Origin of the sequence: Micromonospora sp. NBC_00362, from assembly GCF_026342155.1 — a bacterium.
GTDB classification, from domain to species: domain Bacteria; phylum Actinomycetota; class Actinomycetes; order Mycobacteriales; family Micromonosporaceae; genus Micromonospora; species Micromonospora hortensis.
In genome coordinates this window covers 4,052,150-4,070,931 of record NZ_JAPENH010000001.1, presented here as the reverse complement: position 1 = coordinate 4,070,931, position 18,782 = coordinate 4,052,150, and the positions used below count along the sequence as shown (strand labels likewise).

Here is an 18,782-nt window from a genome sequence, read left to right as displayed (position 1 = left end):
GTCAGCTCTCCTTGGTGGCTGCGGCGGACTCGATGGCGAGCGCCGGGTGGTCGGCGGGGATGTTGTTCAGGACCGTCCGGACCGTCCGGTCGGTCGTGCCGGCGGCGGCGGCGATCTGCTTCTGCGTCCCGTTCGGGTTGGCGCGGAAGGCGGAAATCACGCGGGCCACCGTGGCGGAAGAGACGCCCTCGACGGGCGGAACGTCAACCGGAAGAGCAGGCGGAAGAGCAGGCGGCGTCTTCCGCTTCGGCGGGGCGGAAATTTCCGCCTGCCGCCGACCCGGGTTTTCCGTCCGCGACTGGAGCCGCGCGTACGACTGGCGCACCCGCTCCAACTCCTGCGAGAGGGCGGTGTGCGCGTCGGTCAGCGCGGAGATGTGCTGCTCAGCATTCAGCTTCTCCGCGATGGCCCGCTCCGCCAGCAACCGCGCCTCGTCGAGCTGACCCGAGATCCGGGCCGCCAACTCCGACTGCTCAGCGGCCTGCGCGCGGGCGTCGCGGGCGGACGCCTGAACGTCCTCGGCGTGCCCAATCAGGCGGGCGATTTCCGCCTCCGACTCGCGGCTCTCTTCCGCCCGCGCTTCCGCCTCGGCGGCGGCACGCTCTTCCGCCCTCTTCCGCCCGGCGGCTTCCGCCTCGGCGAGCTTGACGGCGTCGGCGCTCTTCCGCTCTTCCGCCCTCAACGCGACCTCAGCAGCGGCCCGCTTCCGGTCGGCGTCGGCGGCTTCCGCCCGCGCCTTCCGGGCGTCCTCGGCGAGGCTGTTGTCGCGCTCTTCCGCCTCACGCTCGGCCCGGGTCTTCCCGGTCAGCGCCTTCACCCGGACCACGACGATCGGCGCGATACACGCGACGGCCATCACCAGACCCCACGGCGTCTCTTCGCCTTCGGTGATGAAGACGGGGACGAGGTGCACGGCGATCTGGGAGAAGAGCATCAGGGCGAGGCTGATCGCGACGTCGAGCCAGCGGCGCTTGTGGAACGCGGTGATCACGTAAACGTCGAGCATCAGCGGGTACAGCCACGCGATCCACACCGCGAAGTGCGCCAGCACCGCCAGGTCGAACTCGCCCTTGGCGGTGAGCAGCACGGCGGTGGCGAGGGCGATGCGCTCACCCCGGACCGCGAAGGTGTCCTGCTCCTTGGGGGTGCTCATCGCTCCGCTCCCACCCACTCGATGTGCTGGAGCTGGCCGGCGCCGTGCCTCTGCCACACGCGGGCCCGGGCCAAGCCCTGTTCGACGACCAGGCCGCGTGCGGTGACCACGGCCTCGACTTCGTTGCGGGCGACGAACCCGACGGTGTCGCGGTACACGCCGCCGGCGGCGTAGAGGTCCACTCGGTACTCCATGGCGAGACCGTACCCTTTGTTCTGTCTATTCGTCTAGACGAAACTCTGATACGTTCGGCCCAGACCTGAAGCACAGACGAATCAAGATCGGGCGGTACCGTGATCGCCATGGCCCCACCCCGCGACGACACCCCGCGCTACCGACAGATCGCCGACGAACTGCGCGCCCGCATCACCTCAGGCGCACTCCCGGCGGGCGCACCGCTGCCCACCGAGGTGGAACTGACGCAGCAGTGGAACGTCGCCCGCGGCACCGTCCGGGAAGCCATCGCGCTCCTACGTGCGGAGGGTCTGATCACCACCGCCCGCCACCGCGGCTCCCACGTCCGCCCACGCTGGCCTATCCGCCGGCTCGGCATGGACCGCTACAAGGTCGACGCCGGCCAGCGCGATCAGCCCGGGGTCAAGGCCACCAGCTTCACCGCAGACCAGGGCATCGACTGGTCCGCGTACACGTTGGACAAGGACTTCACCGAGGTCCCCGCCGACCCGACACTCGCCGGGCTGCTTGAGGTCGCCGCCGGCACGCCGCTGCTCCGCCGCCACTTCGTGTTCCGCTCCCACGGCGTACCCCAGCAGATCTCCATCTCCTACCTGCTGCTCAACATGGTCGGCGGGACACCCGTCGCCGACCCGGCCAACGAGCCGTGGCCTGGTGGGAACATCGCGCAGCTGGCAACCCTCGGCGTGAACGTCGACCAGGTCCGCGAGCAGGTGCGTACCCGGATGCCCACACCCGACGAGGCGAAGACCCTCGGCATCGGCGACTCGGTGCCCGTCCTCACGATCACCCGGACGATGCTGGCCGGCGGCCGACCTGTCGAGGCGGCGGTGGACATCGTGCTGCCGGGGGACCGGGTCGAGCTGGACTACGTCATCGACCTCTGAGCGTCAGCGATCGACGACGTACACCCCGCGCCCGGCGGCCCCGACGACTAGGCCGCGGTCCTTCACCAACTCCTGCGCCCGCTGGATCGTCGACACGCTCACCGAGTACAGGTCGGCCAACTCCCGCAGCGTGGGCAGCCTCGTGCCCGCCGGGTACTCCCCGGCGCGGATGCGGTCGGACAGGTCGTCGGCGATCTGCCGCGACGACATGGGTATGGGCATGCTGATGTGGTCTCCCTGGCTGGCACGGGGAGTCGATCACACGGCCGCCGTCAGGCTCAAGCACTGGTTGACCACTGCGCACACTGTGACCTAGGTTCTGAGTGCGCGGACCCCTCCCTGGCTGGCAAAACTAGGGTGTGGGTCCGCGCCCCCACCCCTCGCGAGGGCGGCGCTCCGAGAGACGACTCCGGGGCGTCGTTCTGCGTTTACGAGCGAGTGACCCCTGATCGGGGGTCAGCCGAACGGGGGTGGTGGGAGTCCGATCGGCGGGACTAAGGACGACCTGGGTCAACCAGGTGTGCAACTTCCATGACCGTGAGACATGATGACGATCCGCAACCTCGTCGTAACATAGTGATCTAGCTCCAAACGTGGCATTGACCAGCACGAATACGCCCCGGGCCCCGGCCCGAGCCGGCCGGGGTCGGAGGTGTCGCCAGCCCACCTCCGCAGCACGACGACCGGATCGACTCGGACCGGAGGACCCCCTCTTGCACACCGACGCACCACCGCCGCCGACCAAGAAGCTGCTGCTGTGGACCGGGATCGCTGGCGGATTGACCTCGGGGATGCTCGTCATCACCCTGATCGGTCTGTCCTTCAACGGCATCCCCACGGTCCGGCTGACCGCTTACTTCACCCTGATCATCCTGGGGATCATGGTTACCGGTTGGCTGGGCAGCCGGTACCACTCGCAGCGCAACCGGCGCAACTCCTGGTGGGAGGGCTTCGCTGCCGGTGACGAGCCGTTGGCCGAGGTGATCCCACTGCGCGACCTCAAGGGCGGCAAGGATGCGATCCAGCTCGGCAAGCTCAAGGGCTACGAGGGCAACGGCAACAAGTTTGTGATCAGCTCACCGAGCTAGGTCACGCAGCGTTAGGCGAAAATGTGTACTGGACGGTGTACGGACCTTCTCGGACTGGCGCTGACTGGATCTCACATCAGGCCCCTGAGCTGGCGTAGTCCAAGAAGGTCCATCTAGACCAACACGCTCGTAATGCGTAGGTCGACGGTTCGATTCCGTCAGGCGGCTCCACTGAAAGGCCCAGGTCACCGGCTTGATCGCCGATCATGACCTGGGCCTTTTCTATTCCGAGAGCGCAGCCGTTGCTGGACGGGTGCGGACGCGACGCACAGGGCTTGCAGACAAGATGTCCCTGGCTCAGCCGGGAGACCGGGCCACCGCCGACATGGGCATACTGCGAGTCACTATGAGCGAACCGTTCGTCCTTCAGAGGTCTGACGACCAGCGCTGGCTTGTTCATCCTCCGCAAGATCCGTACGGCGGCGGCTACGTCTACACGATCGCGACGGAGTTGCACGAGCTGGGCATGACAGCATCGACGATTGCCAAGATCGATGGGCTGTACGAGCCTGCGGACTCGACGCTGCCCGGGTTCGTGGAGAGGCTCGCGGCCGACTGGGAGGGTTGGAGGGGCACCCGTACCTGGACATCGATGGAACGCCAGCTCGTGATCGACGCTCGGCATGACGGTCGAGGCCACGTGTCACTGGGGGTGACTCTTCGAGCTGCCGGCCCCGACTGGGACGACACGGCCTGGTCCGCCAGAGCGGTCTTCGTCCTCGAAGCAGGGGAGGAACTGACCCACTTTGCCGGCGACCTCACACACTTCCTCCGCACATAGCAGCGGTCGCACCAGATCGGTCCTACCGCAGCATGTCGGCGTCGCCCGTTTCCTGATCGACAGCCACCCGCAGCGGCCACCCAAAACTCACGACGTGGCAAAGCCGCACACCGGTCGCTGTCGTCACCTGCTCGATGGTCGCATCCTGCACGCTCGGCGGTTCGCGCAGATCTTGACGCTCGGCGAGGCGGCCGGCCAGGAATCGCATCGCGATCTGGACCGCCTCATCAGTGTCGACCACAAGAAGACAGTACGTAGTGGAAGACCGCGTCGGTGCCCGACCCTGTCGCTCGGGGGCAACGGCGGTACCCGAGGAGCCGACCGGGATCGCCTGGGCGGCGGACGCCGTCCGTCATTGTCCGCCCGATGTCAGATGTTCAACAGGCCGCCGTTGCGCTGGGCGTCATCCTTGATCGCTATGAGATTCGCGGAGACGTACGGGATGTTGTGGGCCTTGTGCCATTCACTCGGGAAGTACGTGACCAGCCGCGACGCTTGGAATCGGCATTCGATTTCAGGTACGAACCGAGAATATTTGGCGTCCGTGAAGTACCAGAAGGAGTTCTCGTTGTAGAACGCCACGTGTGTTGGGTCCTGGTAGGCGCCTCGACCGTCGGTGCTGGGGGTCAGCGACAACAGCATCCCGTTCGGTGCGAGCAGTCGGTACAGCTCGTTGAACAGCGCGATCTTGTCCGGGATGTGTTCCAGGAAGTCCACCGCCCGAATGACTCCGACGCTGTTGTCCGGCAGGTCGACACCTTTTCTGATGTCGCAGACAATGTCCACACCCGACCCGTCGTGGTAATCCAGCCCGAGATACCCTTCCGGCTTGTTGTGCGCGGAGCCCAGGTCGAGGGCCAGAAGTCCCTGCCGACGTGACCAGGCCAGCACGTTGTGTTGAATGTTCCGGTCGTAGATCTCCACCGTGCGCTGCTGGATGCGAGCGTTGACATCTGGGATGCGCTGCGTGTTCTTGGCATGCATGCGTTGGAGGTACAGGCACTTCTGAATGTGATGGAACTCGCTCACCTGGTACATCCGAGCCATGAGGTCGGCATCGTCCGCAACGTCGAGCGACTCGTCGTACCCGCCGACCTTCTCGTAGATGTCCCGACGGAATGCCCGTACGTGGTTCGGTGCGTACCAGATGTAGCTCACGTTGTGTGGCGTCGGCGGCAACGCCCGGCAGACCAGCACCTCGCGGCCGTCCACCTTGTCGTCGTAGTGCCGCCAGCCGAACGAACTCGCGAAACGGTCCTCAGAGCGGCCGCCATCCTCCTGGATCTGCGCGGTGTCGCTGTAGACGAACCCCACCTCCGGGTTGGCGTCGAAGGCGTCGACGATCTCTTGCAGGCAGTCGCTGCTGAGCAGGTCGTCGTCGTCAAGCTCGACCAGGATGTCACCGGCAGCCTCGGCGCAGGCGTACCCCTTCACGGCACCGACGCCGTTCAGGTTGTCCTGGACAATGAGCCGAATACGGTCGTCATGCCTCTCGGGCCGCCAACGCGACCCCTGATTCAGGACGACCACCCATTCCCAGTCGACGAAGGTCTGCGCAACGAGCGATTCGAAGCACTCGTCGATGAAGCGGGTGCGGTTGCTTCCAGTGAAGACCGTTACGCGAGGTGTGCGCATGGAGCCATTCACCTACCCGCTGGAGTCGAGGACTTAGAGGTAGGGGTCGGGCGGTACTTCGCTGGAACCGCTGAGGTGAGCCCCTTGTCCAGACGGATCGCCGTCTTGAACGCGTCCCGCGCTGTCGCGTCCTCACCGGACTGGGACAGCATCATGCCCAGTCGCAGGTAGGCGGTCGACGCCTTGTTGTCGATCGACACGATCTTGCGATAGATGTCTATCGCCGTGGTCGGTGCCTTACCTTCCAGGACGATGGCCTTGTTGTAGAGGGCCGGCTTGTAGTTGGCGTCGGCCTCCAGCGCCTTGTCGTAGTTGCTGATCGCCTCGTCGGCCTGGTTGCGGGACTGGGCGATGTAGCCCAGGTTGAACCAGGCGAACTTGTTGTCGGCCTCGGCGTCCAGCAGTTTCTCGAAGGTGGCCTTCGCCGCGTCGAAGTTACCGGCCTGGCCCTGCTCAAGACCGAGCTTAAGCAGATCAGCCGGCGTTTCGGTGCCGCCGTTCGTCTTGTCGGTGCTGCCGGCGTTGTTCGTCTGCGGCTTCTCGGCAGGCTTGTCGCTGCTGCATGCCGTGACTCCGGTCAGCAGGACCGCGCCGCAGGCGAGCGACCCGAATATCTGACGCATGTTCATTTCTCCTCCTCGACCGTAACGGGGCTGTTCGACCTGCTGTTCGGCCGGTTGGCCTCGCTACTGTTGGACGTCGCCCGGCCCGACGTGTTGGACGGAGCCCCCAACATCAGCGGTGTGGCGAGTGAAATGCAGGAGACCCAGATATCGGCGCCCCCGCCGGTGAAGGTGAACTGGTAGCCGCTGGTTGAGAGCGGCTGGATGAGCACCGGGTTGACGCCTGCACCCGAGAGTTGATAGCCGGTTCCGACAGCAATGTCTCCAGGCTCGCAGCCGAAATCGACAGGGGTGTCTGCGATCACGGTCAGCGGGCCCTGAATGTAAGCGGCCTGGATTCCGTTGCCAGCCACGCCCTGCGTGCCTTGGGCGCCCGTGGCGCCCTGCGGTCCTGGCACCCCCTGAAGTCCCTGCGCCCCCGTGTCTCCCTGGGCCCCCTGTGCACCTTGGGCGCCCTGGAAACCCTGGGCACCGGTCGCGCCCTGGGCGCCTGCGTCCCCCTGCGCACCTTGGACGCCTTGGAAGCCTTGCGCTCCTGCGTCGCCTTGCGCGCCCTGGGCGCCGGTGGCGCCTTGGAAGCCTTGGACGCCTTGTGCGCCTGTGTCGCCTTGCGGGCCTTGGGCGCCGGTGGCGCCTTGTGCGCCTGCGTCGCCTTGTGGGCCTTGGGCGCCGGTGGCGCCTTGTGCGCCTGCGTCGCCTTGCGGGCCTTGGGCGCCGGTGGCGCCTTGTGCGCCTGCGTCGCCTTGCGGGCCTTGGGCGCCGGTGGCGCCTTGTGCGCCTGCGTCGCCTTGCGGGCCTTGGGCGCCGGTGGCGCCTTGTGCGCCTGCGTCGCCCTGCGGTCCCTGAGCGCCGGTGGCGCCTTGTGCGCCTGCGTCGCCTTGCGGGCCTTGGGCGCCGGTGGCGCCTTGGGCTCCTGCGTCGCCCTGCGCACCTTGAGCGCCTGCGTCGCCCTGAGCGCCGGTGGCGCCTTGGAAGCCTTGGAAGCCTTGTGCGCCCGCGTCGCCTTGCGGGCCTTGAGCGCCGGTGGCACCTTGTGCGCCTGAGTCGCCCTGAGCGCCGGTGGCGCCTTGGAAGCCTTGAGCACCTTGTGCGCCCGCGTCGCCTTGCGGGCCTTGGGCTCCGGTCGCGCCTTGGGCGCCTGCGTCGCCTTGCGGGCCCTGAGCGCCGGTGGCACCTTGGGCGCCTGAGTCGCCCTGCGCGCCCTGAGCGCCGGTAGCACCTTGGGCGCCTGAGTCGCCCTGCGCGCCCTGAGCGCCGGTAGCGCCTTGAGCGCCTGAGTCGCCCTGCGCGCCGGTGGCGCCTTGGAAGCCTTGAGCACCTTGTGCGCCCGCGTCGCCTTGCGGGCCTTGGGCTCCGGTCGCCCCTTGGGCTCCGGTCGCCCCTTGGGCTCCGGTCGCCCCTTGGGCTCCGGTCGCCCCTTGGGCTCCTGCATCGCCCTGAGCACCGGTGGCACCTTGAGCGCCCGCGTCGCCCTGAGCGCCGGTAGCGCCTTGAGCGCCTGCGTCGCCCTGAGCGCCGGTAGTGCCTTGGAAGCCCTGCGCGCCCGCGTCGCCCTGTGCACCTTGGGCTCCGGTAGCACCTTGAGCTCCTGCGTCGCCCTGGGCACCCTGGGGGCCTTGAGCGCCATGCTTGTCGTGCGGGTAGTCGACCTTGTCCTTGTCGTGGCCACCCCAGGGGCTCTGCCAGCCCTGCGGACCGTAGTCCTTCTGCCCATCGGGGTACTGGTCCCACGAATCGCCGGGTCCGTCGCCGTCTTGGCTGACAGCTGACCAGAACCCGCCGTGCTGGCCCAGTGGACCGGGCGTACCGATGTGTGCGTCCTGTGCGGACGGCTTCGTTTCCACCGGCTGCGCTGCGGCTACGGGCCCACCGGTCATCCCGACCACCAGTAGGGCGGAGCTGAGCCCTGAAGCGGCCCGGCCATGGTTCCGGCTGCGTCGCAGCCGTCGGTTGTTACTCATGACCCCTCCAGAGCCACCCGATGCATCCAGGGCTACCTACTAGTCACCTGGCGTCGTTCAATGGGCGAGTCGTAGCGTATTCGACTGATTGATCGGTCGAGAGGGGTTTTGATGGGATCTGGGTACATTTAGGAGAAGGCGGAACTTACTTGCGATAGAGGGCATAAGGCCTGGCCATCGCGTTGTGGACCGCTGATCCCAAGGACTTGTCACGTTCGACGGTGAATGACCGCCACGACCCGAAGGTTTGTCGGGGGTCTTGGTTGGCCCGCGGTAGGCGGCGGCGTCCGTGCGGAAAACCGCCACCGCGCCGGTCCTGTACGGAGGGCGGCACGCGGAGGCGTTGGGGGTGTCAGCCTCGTGCTTCTCGCCCCGGCATTGTCGCCGCGAGTGCGGCGGCCACCCGGGACGCCTCGCGTCGACCCTGATCGCGGGCTGCGGCCACGAGCGCGGGCACGACGGATCGGTCCATCACGCTGGTCCCCTGCGCTCGTTTGGAGGCCGGGTCCCGGAGCAGCAACTCCACCCGGCGACCCGTTCCCAGCGCGGCTCGCTGCTTGTCGATGCGTGCCCAGGGTCCGATGGCGGCGGTGCTCGGCGCGAGGGCGATGACGGGGCCGCCTCCGGGGGCGAGGTCGAGGTTGACTGTCGACCGCATGCCGCCGTCCATGTAGCGGCGGTCGGCGATGCTGACCGGGGCCGTGGAGATCGGCATGGCGCAGCTCGCGGCGACGGCGTCCACCAGGGGGACGCTGTCGTGCCGGGTGATGGTGCGGCTGGCGCCGGTCTCGGTGTCGACGACCACGATGCGAAGGTCCACCTCGTACGGCCAGGCATGGTTGGGCAGGCGGGCCTCGGCTATCCGGCGCTGCCGGGACGGGTCGTCGATGCGTGCGCCGAGGGCGAGTCGGCCGAGGCGGCGAGCGGCCTGCTCGGGGCTGCGCGCGAACAGTTGTGCCCGCGCGAGCCGAAGCAGGTGGAGAAGGCCCGGTGCGGGTGAGGTTTCGTGGGCGACGCCGCCGCGCTGGCGCTCGAAGAGTTCCGCGAGGGGGGTGCCGCTGCCGAATTGGGCGCCGACAACGGCACCGGAGCTGGTGCCAATGACGACAGCCGAGGGAGCCACCGTCACTCCCTCGTCCGCGAGCCCGGTGAGGATGCCGACCTCCCAGGCGATGCCAGCCACTCCACCACCACCGAGCACCCAGACGGGCCGCACGTCGTCCGTCATCAGTCGCCTCATTCGACGTCGAATACTGCTAACACTGTACGCAGTTTAGGCTGACAATGACGAGGAAGAATTGACAACGGGCGATCAGGGCTCCCGTCGTCCGACGAGGATGCCGCCGAGCCGGCTCTCCGCCGAGGTGACTGTCGTCTGCGAGTCGACAGTGAAGCCGCTCTGGCGCAGCCAAGCCGCCACCTGGGCTGGTTGCCGACGATGGACGCGCACGTTCATCGGGTGCCCGCCGTAGCCCTCGGTCTTGACTGTCGTCTCGTCGCCCACGTGGAAGCCGAGCAGCAGCGGGCCACCGGGGCGCACCACCCGCCGGAAGTGGGCCAACACGACGCCGACCTCGTCGTCGGGGATGTGGATGAGGGAGTACCAGGCGACCAGTCCGGCGACCGAGCCGTCGGCCAGATCGAGGTCGGTCATCGAGCCGATCTCGAACCTCAACTCCGGGTGGTCACGGCGGGCCACGTCGATCATTCCGGGCGAGAGATCGATCCCGAAGGCGTCGACGCCGAGCGTGTGCAGGTAGGCGGTGATTCGACCCGTGCCGCAGCCCACGTCCGCTACCGGCCCGCCGCCGGCACCCTGTACGAGTTCGGCGAACGAGGCCAGGGCGGCTCGTTCGTACGGTGCCTCCGCCAGGAGGTCACGTACCAGGTGCGCGTAGCTGACCGCGACCGTGTCGTAGGAGGTGCGGGTCGCTGTCAACCAATCGTCTACGGTCACGAGTCCAACGCTAATTCAGCGACACACCGATGCCTGACCGTGCCGGACCGACAGTTTGGAGGCGTCCACCCATGACTTTTGCGCCGGTGATCGTGAGTTTGCCCATCGCCGACCGGGCCACCTCCTACCGCTTCTATCGCGACGGAGTCGGCCTCGACGCCGTGGGCGAGTTGGCCGACGACGGCCTCCCGGAGCCGCTGCAGTTCGTGGTCAACGACGGGCTGCGGCTGATGCTCATCCCGACCGGTGGCTTCGGTTGGGTGATCGGCCGGCACGAGGTCGCCCCGAGGGGCCAGAGCGAATGCCTGTTCAATCTTGGTGTCGCTTCGCCGACCGAAGTGGATGCTCTCGTCGAGCGGGCGCGCGCTGCCGGCGCCGAGATCATCACCGAGGCGGCAGACCAACCCTGGGCGTACGCGGGTGTCTTCGCGGACCCGGACGGCCACCTGTGGATGGTGTCCGCCGATTCGAAGTCCTGAAACTGTCGGCGGTGGTCGATATGTTCCGAGGGTGACCGTGACCACCGATGCCCCTGGAACGCTACCCACCCCCGCTGACGAGGCCCGGCTGTGGGCGCTCATCGAGGCGGCCTGGGCCGAGTTGGGCGCCGAGCCCTTGGCGCTGCGGCAGGCCCTCGTCGAGCGCGACCCCGCCGACGACGGCGACGATGACGGCTCGTCCTCCGCGATCGACGCCTGGCTTGATGCCTTCCTGGACAGCCTCGGGCAGCTGACGGTCGAGCTGACCGGGCAGGAGTTGACGGATCTCGACCGGGTGGTGGAGCGCAAGCTGTACGACATCGATCGGGAGGACATCCACGAGGTGACCGACGGGTCGGACGACGGCTTCCTCTACGCCCGAGGTTTTATCGTGGCCCTGGGGCGGTCGTACTACGAGGCGGTCCTCGCCGACCCCGCGATGGCGCTGCTGGACGCCGACTGCGAAGGCATGTGCTACTTCTTCGCGCACCTGCACAACGACCGGTTCGGTTCCTGGCCGGAGACCGGCTCCGGGATCTCCCGGGAGTCGTTCGGCAATCGGGTCGGCTGGTCCGCCTGAACGTTGCCATCCGCCTCAGCCCGGTTTGCGCTGCTGGGGTGGGGCTGCTTCCGTCGCCGGCAATTCGATCCGGCGGAGGCTGACCACCGAGACACCCGGCGGAGCGCTGGTATACCGCTCCAGGTTCTCCAGCAGGCCCTGGTGCCGCGCGTGTGCTTTGCAGACGCTGTCCAGATACTCCTGCCGGATCCGCGCGGTGCCCATCACGATGCCCTGGCGTGCCCGGTCCACCTGTTCCTGCCGCCCGGTGTAGATCCACACGACGTCGGGCACCACGGTGTCGGCCGGCACCGAAAGCCCGGTGGTGAGCACCGTGCGGTGGTAGTTGCCCTCACGTTTGTCCAGTTCGATGAGTTGCTCTCCCCGTACCAGGATCAGGATTCCGTCGAGGGCTGCCGGCGCAGCCGCGTCCGGCTCGGCATTGAGGAACAGCACCTGGATTTCGGGTTCGTCGCCGCTCGCCAGGTCCTGGTAGCGGATACGGCCCGGTCCGGTGTTGTCGGTGCAGACACTCCACGTCCGGCGCCAGCCGTTCAGGGTGGCCCGGCAGTAGTCGACGCCCTCCCGAGCGGGCCGACCGAGCAGGTCGCTGACCGTTTCGGGCGCGACCAGTGAGCCGTACGCGAAGATCCCGTACGTCGCCGGCTCGTCGAAGCGATCCCAGCCGCGCCACTCGCGAGGCCGTCGGGTCAGGTCCGGTTCGATCGGCACCGCCCTACCCTCGTGGAAATCCTTGCCCAGCGCATAGCTGTGCTGGTCGTGGACGCTGATGTTCAACCCGGCGACCCTGGCTTCCACCACCACGAAGATGTGGTAGGTGCGGCTGTCGAGCTGCCGGCCCTGCACACTCGTCGCCCGCCCGTCGCGCAGAGGCGCCTTGAGTGGGATCCAGAGGGTCAGCGGCATGCACGAGTCGACCCGAGGCCACACCCGTTCCTCCACCTCAGTGGCCTCCGGGCTGAGCACCTGGAGCTGCTCGCGTTTGAAGAAGGTGCTGCCGTCGATGAGCGACGTGGAACGGAAGGCCAGGTAGGCCCGTGCCCGGATGTCGCTCAGCGCGACGCCGTGGATCTTCTTGTAGAAACGGATCGCGATGATCCCGTCCGTGCTGACCTGCACCGGCCCGGCGGTGTCCGAGCGCAGCTCGGCGAGGCTGGACAGACTTCCCTTGGACCGCCAGGTGAAGAATTCGGTGGCGAAGATCCGGATCATGACGATGCCGATGATCGCGGCCGGGGTGACCGCACCGAGAAGGCTCGCCAGTGTGGCGAGGAATTCGTGCCAAGTGTTTCCATTCTGCCGGGGAAAGTCCTCCGCACCGAGGAGCGACCGAGCGGTCGCCAGCCAGGTCTGCGGGAAGCCCTTCGGTCCGCCACGGTCGGTCGGCTCGGGGCCGGCGGTGAGCATCGCGGCCCCGGTGAAGGCCGCCGAGACGGCCGCGACGAAGAGGACCAGCGCCGTCACCAGCTGCCAGGCTGAGGCGCGAGCGACCCAGAAGCGGCCGGCCCTGCGGATGACGGGGTGCGACCCAGGCCAGTTAGTCCTCATTGGACCCCCTCCCGTGGGGATCCAGCGTAGGCGTGCGAGCGTCATCGGTGAGTGTCGTTCAACAGACATGCCGGTCCGCGACGACAAGCTGCGGACCGCGGCGCTGCGTGCTCGGCACCCCACAAGTGATCAGGTGGAGCCTTACGCCTTCTCAAGCACGATCAAGTGGTACTCCAGCCAACACCGTAGGTCGACGCCCATGATTTTCTCCGTCGTGCGGCGGGATCAGACGTAGATCTTCGTGGCGTACGCCGGGCCGTAGTGCCGTTCCAGGTCTTCGAGGCTCTCCGTCGGTGCCTCGACCTCCTTGATCAGGCGCGCCCGGGACGGCAGTGCCTCGGGCTGCCAGGTCTCCGGCCGCCACAGCGCGGACCGCAGGAACGCCTTGGCGCAGTGGTAGAAGATCTGCTCGATCTCCACCACCACGGCGAGCACCGGCCGGTGCCCCTTGACCACCATGTCGTCGAACCAGGGCGCGTCGCTGACCAGGCGGGCCCGCCCGTTGATCCGCAGCGTGTCGGTCCGCCCGGGGATCAGGAAGAGCAACCCGACGTGCGGGTTGTCGAGGATGTTGCGGTAGCCGTCGGCCCGCTTGTTGCCGGGCCGCTCGGGCAGCGCGATCGTCGTGTCGTCCAGCACCAGGGCGAACCCCGCCGGGTCGCCCTTGGGTGAGACGTCGCAGCTGCCGTCCGCGCCGGCCGTGGCCATCAGGCAGAACGGCGAGGCGCCGAGCCACTCGCGGTCCCGTTCGTGCAGCCGGGTGCGTTCCTTGGTGGCGGCCCGCGCGTTCGGCACGCCGAGAAGCTCGCGCAACTCCTCGTGCGAGGTGATCTCCACCGTCACGTTGATCCTCCCTCAGCCGTTGACCCGGTGGCGGGGCACCACCGTCGTCAGCCTAGGCCGCCGTGACCAGCGCGAGGTTTGTGCCTGGTTGCCGGGGGTACGGCCTCACCCGACGCGCTCGCCCGCACGAGACCGTTCCGCAGGACGCCGACCAGTGGAGGCCGGGAGATGGAGAGCCGACTCAAGGTGCTGGGTCACCCAGTCCACCCGATGCTGGTGATGTTCCCGGTCGCGCTGCTGGCCACGGCGGTGCTGTTCGACGTGGTGGACACCGTCGGCGGTCCCGACTTCCTCGGCGAGGTCGCGTACTGGAACATCACCGTCGGCCTGATCGGCGGCCTGCTCGCCGCGGCGGCCGGCACGTTCGACCTGCTGGCGATCCCGACCGGCACCCGCGCCAAGCGGGTGGGTCTGCTGCACGCGGGCGCCAACGTCGCGGTGATCCTGCTCTTCGCCGCCGTGTGGGCGGTGCGGCTGAACGCTGATTCCCGGGCCGCCGGCGGGGCACTGGTCGCCATCGAGGTGGTCGCGCTGGCGATTCTCGGCATCAGCGCCTGGCTCGGTGGTGAGCTGGTCGACCGGCTCGGTGTGGGCGTCGACCCTGATGCGGGCCTGGATGCGCCCAGCTCACTACGGCCACCGACGGCCACCCAGCGGATCGGAGAGGTGTGATGAGCGAGCAGCAGTTCGGCGGCTTCGGCCGGGGGTGGCGCGGCAACCGGCAGCAGGGCTGGGACCCGATGGGGGAGTTGCAGTCGCTGCGCTCCGAGTTGAGTCGCCTGGTCGGTGGTCGCGGCGGGGCGTCCGACGTCGAGTTGACCGAGACCTCGGACGGCTGGGAGGTCGTCGTCCGGCTGCCCGGGGTGGCGCCGGAGGAGGTGGCCGTCGAGTTGGACGACCGCGAGTTGTGCGTGCGGGCCCGTTCGGAGGCGGAGGTCAACGCCGACCAGGGCATCCCCGGCGGCTTCGAGACGCGCGGCTTCGAGTACCGGGTCAACCTGCCGGCGCGGGTCGACCCGGACACCATCGACGCGGTGATGGACCATGGCCTGCTCCGGGTCCGGCTGCCACGGGCGACCCGGCCCGCGCCGCGCACCATCACCGTCGGCCGCACCGGGCCGCGCTCCGGCGACTTCGGGACGGGTACGTCGATGCCAGCCGATCCCGCAGCGGACCGGGAGTTGCACCGCCCGGACACCGCCGGCGAGATCGACCGGCCGTAGCGGGCCGGGTGGTCACCCCGTCAGTGCTCGGCCCGACGGCCGAGCGCCTTCCCGACGTGCGGCGGATCGCCGTGCTGCGCGCCAACGCGCTCGGTGACTTCATCTTCGCCCTGCCGGCGCTGGACGCGTTGCGCAGCGCGTACCCCTCGGCGGAGATCGTGCTGCTCGGGGCGCCGTGGCACGCGAAGCTCTGGCGCGACCGGCCCGGCCCGGTGGACCGGGTGCTGGTGGTGCCGCCGGCAGCCGGCATCCGCACGCCGGAGCCGGGCGAGCCGGAGTCGTCGATCGACGATTTCGTGGCCGCTGCCGCTGGTGCGGAATTCGACCTGGCGGTGCAGATCCACGGCGGGGGTGCCAACTCCAACCCGCTGATCAGTCGGCTTGGTGCCCGGTTGACTGTGGGCCTGCGCGCCGACGCCGCGCCGCCGCTGGACCGGTGGCTGCGCTACGTCTACTACCAGCACGAGGTGATCCGCTACCTGGAGGTGGTGGCGCTGGCGGGAGCGCCGGCCACCACCATCACGCCGACGCTGGCGGTGACCGACGCCGACCGGGCCGAGGCCGCCGGGGTGCTTGGCCCGGCACGCCGTCCCCGGGTGGCGTTGCATCCGGGCGCCACCGACACCCGCCGCCGCTGGCCCGCCGAGCGCTTCGCCGAGGTGGCCCGGGCGCTGCACGAGGACGGCTACGAGGTGCTGGTCACCGGCACGCCCTCCGAGCAGGAGGTGGTGGATCGGGTCGTCGCCGCGGCGCAGGCGCCGGTGCGTCCACAGGTGGGCACGCTCAGCCTGGGCGGGTTGGTCGGCTGCTATGCCGACTGCGCGTTGGTCGTTTCGAACGACACCGGCCCGCTGCACCTGGCCGCAGCGGTGGGCGCGCCCACTGTGGGCATCTTCTGGGTCGGCAACCTGATCAACGGGGCCAGCCCGCTGCGGGGTCGGCACCGGCCGATCAGCTCGTGGACTGTGCATTGCCCAGTCTGCGGTGTCGACTGCACACCGGGCATCTATCCGCACCGGCCCGGCGACGGTGACTGCCCGCACCGGGACTCGTTCGTGACCGACGTACCGGTGATCGAGGTGCTGGAAGCCGCCCGGGAGTTGCTCACCCGGTAGTTCAGGCCGGCTGCGGGGTGTCCTCCTCGGCGAGGACTACCTCCCACGCCTCCACGTCCCGGTCGGTGACGGTGGTGGGGGACTCCAGGTGGTACGCGCCGCTGGGCAGGATGCCCGCACCGCCGTGGCGGGACAACACGGCGAGTTGCGCGGCCACGTCCTCGCCCTGGTGCTTCTCCTGCACCCGACGCCAGAAGTCGAAGCCGCCGGCGTCGACGAGCTTGGCCCGGTCGTAGAGCACGCACCCGCCGATCCAGGAGACCTTGTACGCCCGCCACGCGCCCGGAGGCAGCGCCAACTGCTCGGTGATGTGCAGCAGGTTCGCGGCCGAATGGATTCGGGCCCGGTTCCACTCCGGGGTGTCGGGTCGGATCCGCTCCGGTGTGGGCGGCCCGGCCCACTCCTCGTAGTGGCGGTGCGATTCCGGCCGCACGTCATCGGTGTACGAGAGCCCGTGCACGCCGTTGCCGACGAACCCGCAGCCCAGCTCACCGATCGCGGTGACCAGTCGGTGCAGCGCATCCGGTTCCAGCCAGATGTCGTCGTCGAGGCTGAGGACGTACCGGGCGGCCGAGGCGGCGAGCAGGTACGCCCGGTGTTCGGCCAACCCCCGTCGCGGCAGTCGGCGGGTCAGCAGCACCGGGTGACCCCGGTGGCGAAGCGCCCGGACCATTGTGGCCGCGGCGGGGTGCGTGTACGCCGGATCCCCGTCGGACTGGTCGCTGACGACCACGCCGAAGCCGGGTACCCCGTCCTGGGCGGCGAGCCCGCCCAGGGTGACGGCCAGCTCGGCGGGCCGGTTCCGGGTCGGAATCAGCACGTCCACCAGCCGGTCGGCGCGGAACTCGTCCGGGGTGCCGAGGTCGAGGGGGCGGTTCACGACGCCTGGGTGCGGGTGCGCAGCGACGGGTCCGGCTCCCGGTCGTCGATGTGGGGCGACGGGTCCTGGCTGTGCGACCGGATCCGCTCGATGATCGCCGAGGTGGAGCGGTCCGGCACGTACCCCAGGGTGCGCACCTGGCCGCCCAGCCGGCGTACCAGCGGCGCCTCCGGCACCAGCTCCGGCGGATAGTCACCGCCCTTGACGTACACGTCCGGTCGGACCGCCTCGATCAGCGCGGCCGGTGAGTCCTCCTCGAAGACCACCACGTGATCCACGCAGGCGAGCGCGGCGAGCAGGGCACCCCGGTCCTCGACCGGGTTGACCGGCCGGTCCGGGCCCTTCAGCCGTCGTACGCTGCCGTCCGAGTTGACCGCCACGATGAGCAGGTCGCCCAACGCGCGTGCCTGCTCCAGGTAGCGCACATGCCCGCGATGCAGCACGTCGAAGCAGCCGTTGGTGAAGACCACCGACCGTCCCGCCTCGCGGTACTCGGCGACGATCGCGTCCAACTCGTCGCCGCCGACCAGCGCGGGGTGGCTGGTGGTGTCGGTCGGCTGGTCCAACGCGGCGAGCAGGTCGTCCCGTCGGCACACGCAGGTGCCGGTGTCCGAGACGGTGATGGTGGCCGCGAGCTGGGCGAGTTGGGCGGCGGTGGGCAGGGGCGCGTCGGCGGCCAGGGCCAACGTCATCGCCGCCAGGTACGCGTCGCCGGCACCCACGGCGTGGCTCGCCGGCACCGGAGTGCTGTGGCTGCGTCGTGGCTCCCCGTCGGCGCCGCCGACCACGGCGCCCTCGGTGTCCAGGGTCACCGCGACCACATCGGCACCGGTGTGCGCACGCAGTTCGGCCAGCCGCGACTTGGCCAGCACGGCCCGGTCGACGCCCTCTCCGGCCCGGGTGTTCACTGTGACGCCGGTGCCGGTGACGCTGAGCCCGTCACCGGTGAGGGCGACCCGTCCCTCGCCCGGGGTGGGCTCGCCGACCGGCCCGGGGCGGTCGGCACGGGTCGGTTCGGCGGCGGTGTCGTCGGCGCGTACCGCCCCCGGGGCCGCGCCGACGGTCATCTCGGACGGTCCGTCGACGGGGTCGCCGTCCGGGTGTTCCAGGTGCAGTTCGGTCCCGCCGGTCGGTCGGGTCGTACCGCCCGCGCGGGCCAACAACCGGGTCGCCTCGGCGAAGCTGGGGGTGACAACTGTCGGCGCGAGGCCCCGCCAGTCGGCCAGGTCGTGGGCGTCGAGCGCGACGGTGGCGTACCGCTGGCGGTTCTCGACCAGCCACGCGCGGACCGGCGCGGGCAGCGCGCCCAGGCCGTAGTCGCAGACCACCAGGGTCGGGGCCTCCCCACCGGCGGCGGCGCGCAACTCCTCGGTGGCGCAGCTCAGGGCGGTGAGCAGCCGGCTCACCCCGTCGTGGTCCAGCGCGTCCTCCGGGTCACCGGAGTCCTCACGCAGCAGGATCTGGTTGCCGGCCAACATCCGCCGCTTGACCGGTGTGGGCCGCCCGGGTTGGTTGACGGTGCGGTCCCAGACGCTCGCGCGGTCCAGGCAGTCGTGCAGTTCGTCCCCGGCGACGTCCGCGCCGACCGGTGCCACCAGCACCGCCCGGCCGCCGAGGGCGGCGACGTTGACGGCGGTGTTCGCGGCCCCGCCGGCGGCGGAGATCCGCCGTCGCAGGGTGAGGACCGGGGCGGGCGCCTCCCGGCAGAGCCGGTCGGAGTCGGCGAACCGCCATTCGTCCAACATGGCGTCACCGACGATCAGGACTGGGCGTCCGAGCCAGCTCTCCACGACGGTGGCGAACCGGCGCTGCTCCGCTGCTGCTCCTGCCATGC

21 protein-coding genes are annotated in these 18,782 nt (G+C 69.3%); 8 read left to right on the top strand and 13 right to left on the bottom strand.

Going from position 1 to position 18,782, the window contains the following annotated elements; translation table 11 throughout:
- Position 1: 1 nt before the first annotated feature.
- Complete coding sequence (locus tag OG992_RS18575) at positions 2-1,153, bottom strand: hypothetical protein (protein ID WP_266303863.1); 1,152 nt, start codon at positions 1,151-1,153, stop codon at positions 2-4.
- Positions 1,150-1,347, bottom strand: a complete 198-nt coding sequence (locus OG992_RS18570; RefSeq protein WP_266303862.1) for a hypothetical protein — start codon at positions 1,345-1,347, stop codon at positions 1,150-1,152. The genes OG992_RS18575 and OG992_RS18570 overlap by 4 nt, the downstream gene beginning before the upstream one ends.
- Before the next feature lie 108 nt (positions 1,348-1,455).
- On the opposite strand from OG992_RS18570, the gene OG992_RS18565 reads away from it, so the two are divergent.
- Complete coding sequence (locus OG992_RS18565; protein WP_266303861.1) at positions 1,456-2,235, top strand: GntR family transcriptional regulator; 780 nt, start codon at positions 1,456-1,458, stop codon at positions 2,233-2,235.
- Positions 2,236-2,238: 3 nt separating this feature from the next.
- Here OG992_RS18565 and OG992_RS18560 read toward each other — a convergent pair whose 3' ends face one another.
- Positions 2,239-2,457, bottom strand: a complete 219-nt coding sequence (locus OG992_RS18560) for a winged helix-turn-helix domain-containing protein (RefSeq protein WP_266303860.1) — start codon at positions 2,455-2,457, stop codon at positions 2,239-2,241.
- A 491-nt stretch (positions 2,458-2,948) separates the two neighbouring features.
- Between OG992_RS18560 and OG992_RS18555 the strand changes: the two genes are divergently transcribed.
- Positions 2,949-3,323: a hypothetical protein gene (locus OG992_RS18555; RefSeq protein ID WP_266303859.1), complete on the top strand. Its 375-nt coding sequence runs from the start codon at positions 2,949-2,951 to the stop codon at positions 3,321-3,323.
- A gap of 346 nt (positions 3,324-3,669) precedes the next feature.
- Complete coding sequence (locus OG992_RS18550; RefSeq protein WP_266303858.1) at positions 3,670-4,104, top strand: DUF6228 family protein; 435 nt, start codon at positions 3,670-3,672, stop codon at positions 4,102-4,104.
- A 22-nt stretch (positions 4,105-4,126) separates the two neighbouring features.
- Here the strand turns inward: OG992_RS18550 and OG992_RS18545 are convergent, their stop codons facing one another.
- From OG992_RS18545 to OG992_RS18520, 6 genes are all read right to left on the bottom strand, one after another.
- A complete protein-coding gene (locus OG992_RS18545) occupies positions 4,127-4,345 on the bottom strand; it encodes a hypothetical protein (RefSeq protein ID WP_238684759.1) in 219 nt (72 codons plus the stop codon).
- Positions 4,346-4,473: 128 nt separating this feature from the next.
- Complete coding sequence (locus OG992_RS18540; RefSeq protein WP_266303857.1) at positions 4,474-5,739, bottom strand: glycosyltransferase; 1,266 nt, start codon at positions 5,737-5,739, stop codon at positions 4,474-4,476.
- A gap of 8 nt (positions 5,740-5,747) precedes the next feature.
- Positions 5,748-6,368 carry a tetratricopeptide repeat protein gene (locus OG992_RS18535; RefSeq protein ID WP_238687485.1) on the bottom strand — a complete coding sequence of 207 codons (621 nt, stop codon included), beginning with the start codon at positions 6,366-6,368 and terminating at the stop codon, positions 5,748-5,750.
- Entirely contained in the window at positions 6,365-6,715 is a 351-nt protein-coding gene (locus tag OG992_RS18530) for a hypothetical protein (RefSeq protein WP_266303856.1), read from the bottom strand. Before OG992_RS18530 ends, OG992_RS18535 begins: the two co-directional genes overlap by 4 nt.
- Before the next feature lie 1,960 nt (positions 6,716-8,675).
- Complete coding sequence (locus OG992_RS18525; RefSeq protein ID WP_266303855.1) at positions 8,676-9,551, bottom strand: patatin-like phospholipase family protein; 876 nt, start codon at positions 9,549-9,551, stop codon at positions 8,676-8,678.
- 84 nt (positions 9,552-9,635) lie between these two features.
- Complete coding sequence (locus OG992_RS18520; protein WP_238683847.1) at positions 9,636-10,280, bottom strand: class I SAM-dependent methyltransferase; 645 nt, start codon at positions 10,278-10,280, stop codon at positions 9,636-9,638.
- A gap of 71 nt (positions 10,281-10,351) precedes the next feature.
- Between OG992_RS18520 and OG992_RS18515 the strand changes: the two genes are divergently transcribed.
- A complete protein-coding gene (locus OG992_RS18515) occupies positions 10,352-10,759 on the top strand; it encodes a VOC family protein (protein ID WP_266303854.1) in 408 nt (135 codons plus the stop codon).
- 31 nt (positions 10,760-10,790) lie between these two features.
- A complete protein-coding gene (locus OG992_RS18510) occupies positions 10,791-11,339 on the top strand; it encodes a DUF4240 domain-containing protein (RefSeq protein ID WP_266303853.1) in 549 nt (182 codons plus the stop codon).
- Positions 11,340-11,354: 15 nt separating this feature from the next.
- Here OG992_RS18510 and OG992_RS18505 read toward each other — a convergent pair whose 3' ends face one another.
- A complete protein-coding gene (locus OG992_RS18505) occupies positions 11,355-12,803 on the bottom strand; it encodes a hypothetical protein (protein ID WP_266303852.1) in 1,449 nt (482 codons plus the stop codon).
- Between the two features lie 309 nt (positions 12,804-13,112).
- Positions 13,113-13,730 (bottom strand): pyridoxamine 5'-phosphate oxidase family protein, encoded by a 618-nt coding sequence (locus tag OG992_RS18500; RefSeq protein WP_238683843.1) that lies wholly within the window; start codon positions 13,728-13,730, stop codon positions 13,113-13,115.
- A gap of 168 nt (positions 13,731-13,898) precedes the next feature.
- On the opposite strand from OG992_RS18500, the gene OG992_RS18495 reads away from it, so the two are divergent.
- From OG992_RS18495 to OG992_RS18485, 3 genes are read left to right on the top strand one after another with little or no spacing between them, the layout of a single operon-like run.
- Entirely contained in the window at positions 13,899-14,402 is a 504-nt protein-coding gene (locus OG992_RS18495; protein ID WP_238683842.1) for a DUF2231 domain-containing protein, read from the top strand.
- A complete protein-coding gene (locus tag OG992_RS18490; protein ID WP_238683841.1) occupies positions 14,402-14,953 on the top strand; it encodes an Hsp20/alpha crystallin family protein in 552 nt (183 codons plus the stop codon). The genes OG992_RS18495 and OG992_RS18490 overlap by 1 nt, the downstream gene beginning before the upstream one ends.
- An 8-nt stretch (positions 14,954-14,961) precedes the next feature.
- Positions 14,962-16,068: a glycosyltransferase family 9 protein gene (locus OG992_RS18485; RefSeq protein WP_266303851.1), complete on the top strand. Its 1,107-nt coding sequence runs from the start codon at positions 14,962-14,964 to the stop codon at positions 16,066-16,068.
- A gap of 1 nt (position 16,069) precedes the next feature.
- Here the strand turns inward: OG992_RS18485 and OG992_RS18480 are convergent, their stop codons facing one another.
- Together OG992_RS18480 and rfaE2 are read right to left on the bottom strand one after the other, a co-directional pair.
- Entirely contained in the window at positions 16,070-16,948 is an 879-nt protein-coding gene (locus OG992_RS18480; protein WP_266303850.1) for a glycosyltransferase family 2 protein, read from the bottom strand.
- On the bottom strand, positions 16,945-18,780 hold the full coding sequence (gene rfaE2 / locus OG992_RS18475) for a D-glycero-beta-D-manno-heptose 1-phosphate adenylyltransferase (RefSeq protein ID WP_238683838.1): 1,836 nt from the start codon (positions 18,778-18,780) through the stop codon (positions 16,945-16,947). Before rfaE2 ends, OG992_RS18480 begins: the two co-directional genes overlap by 4 nt.
- Between the last annotated feature and the right edge of the window lie 2 nt (positions 18,781-18,782).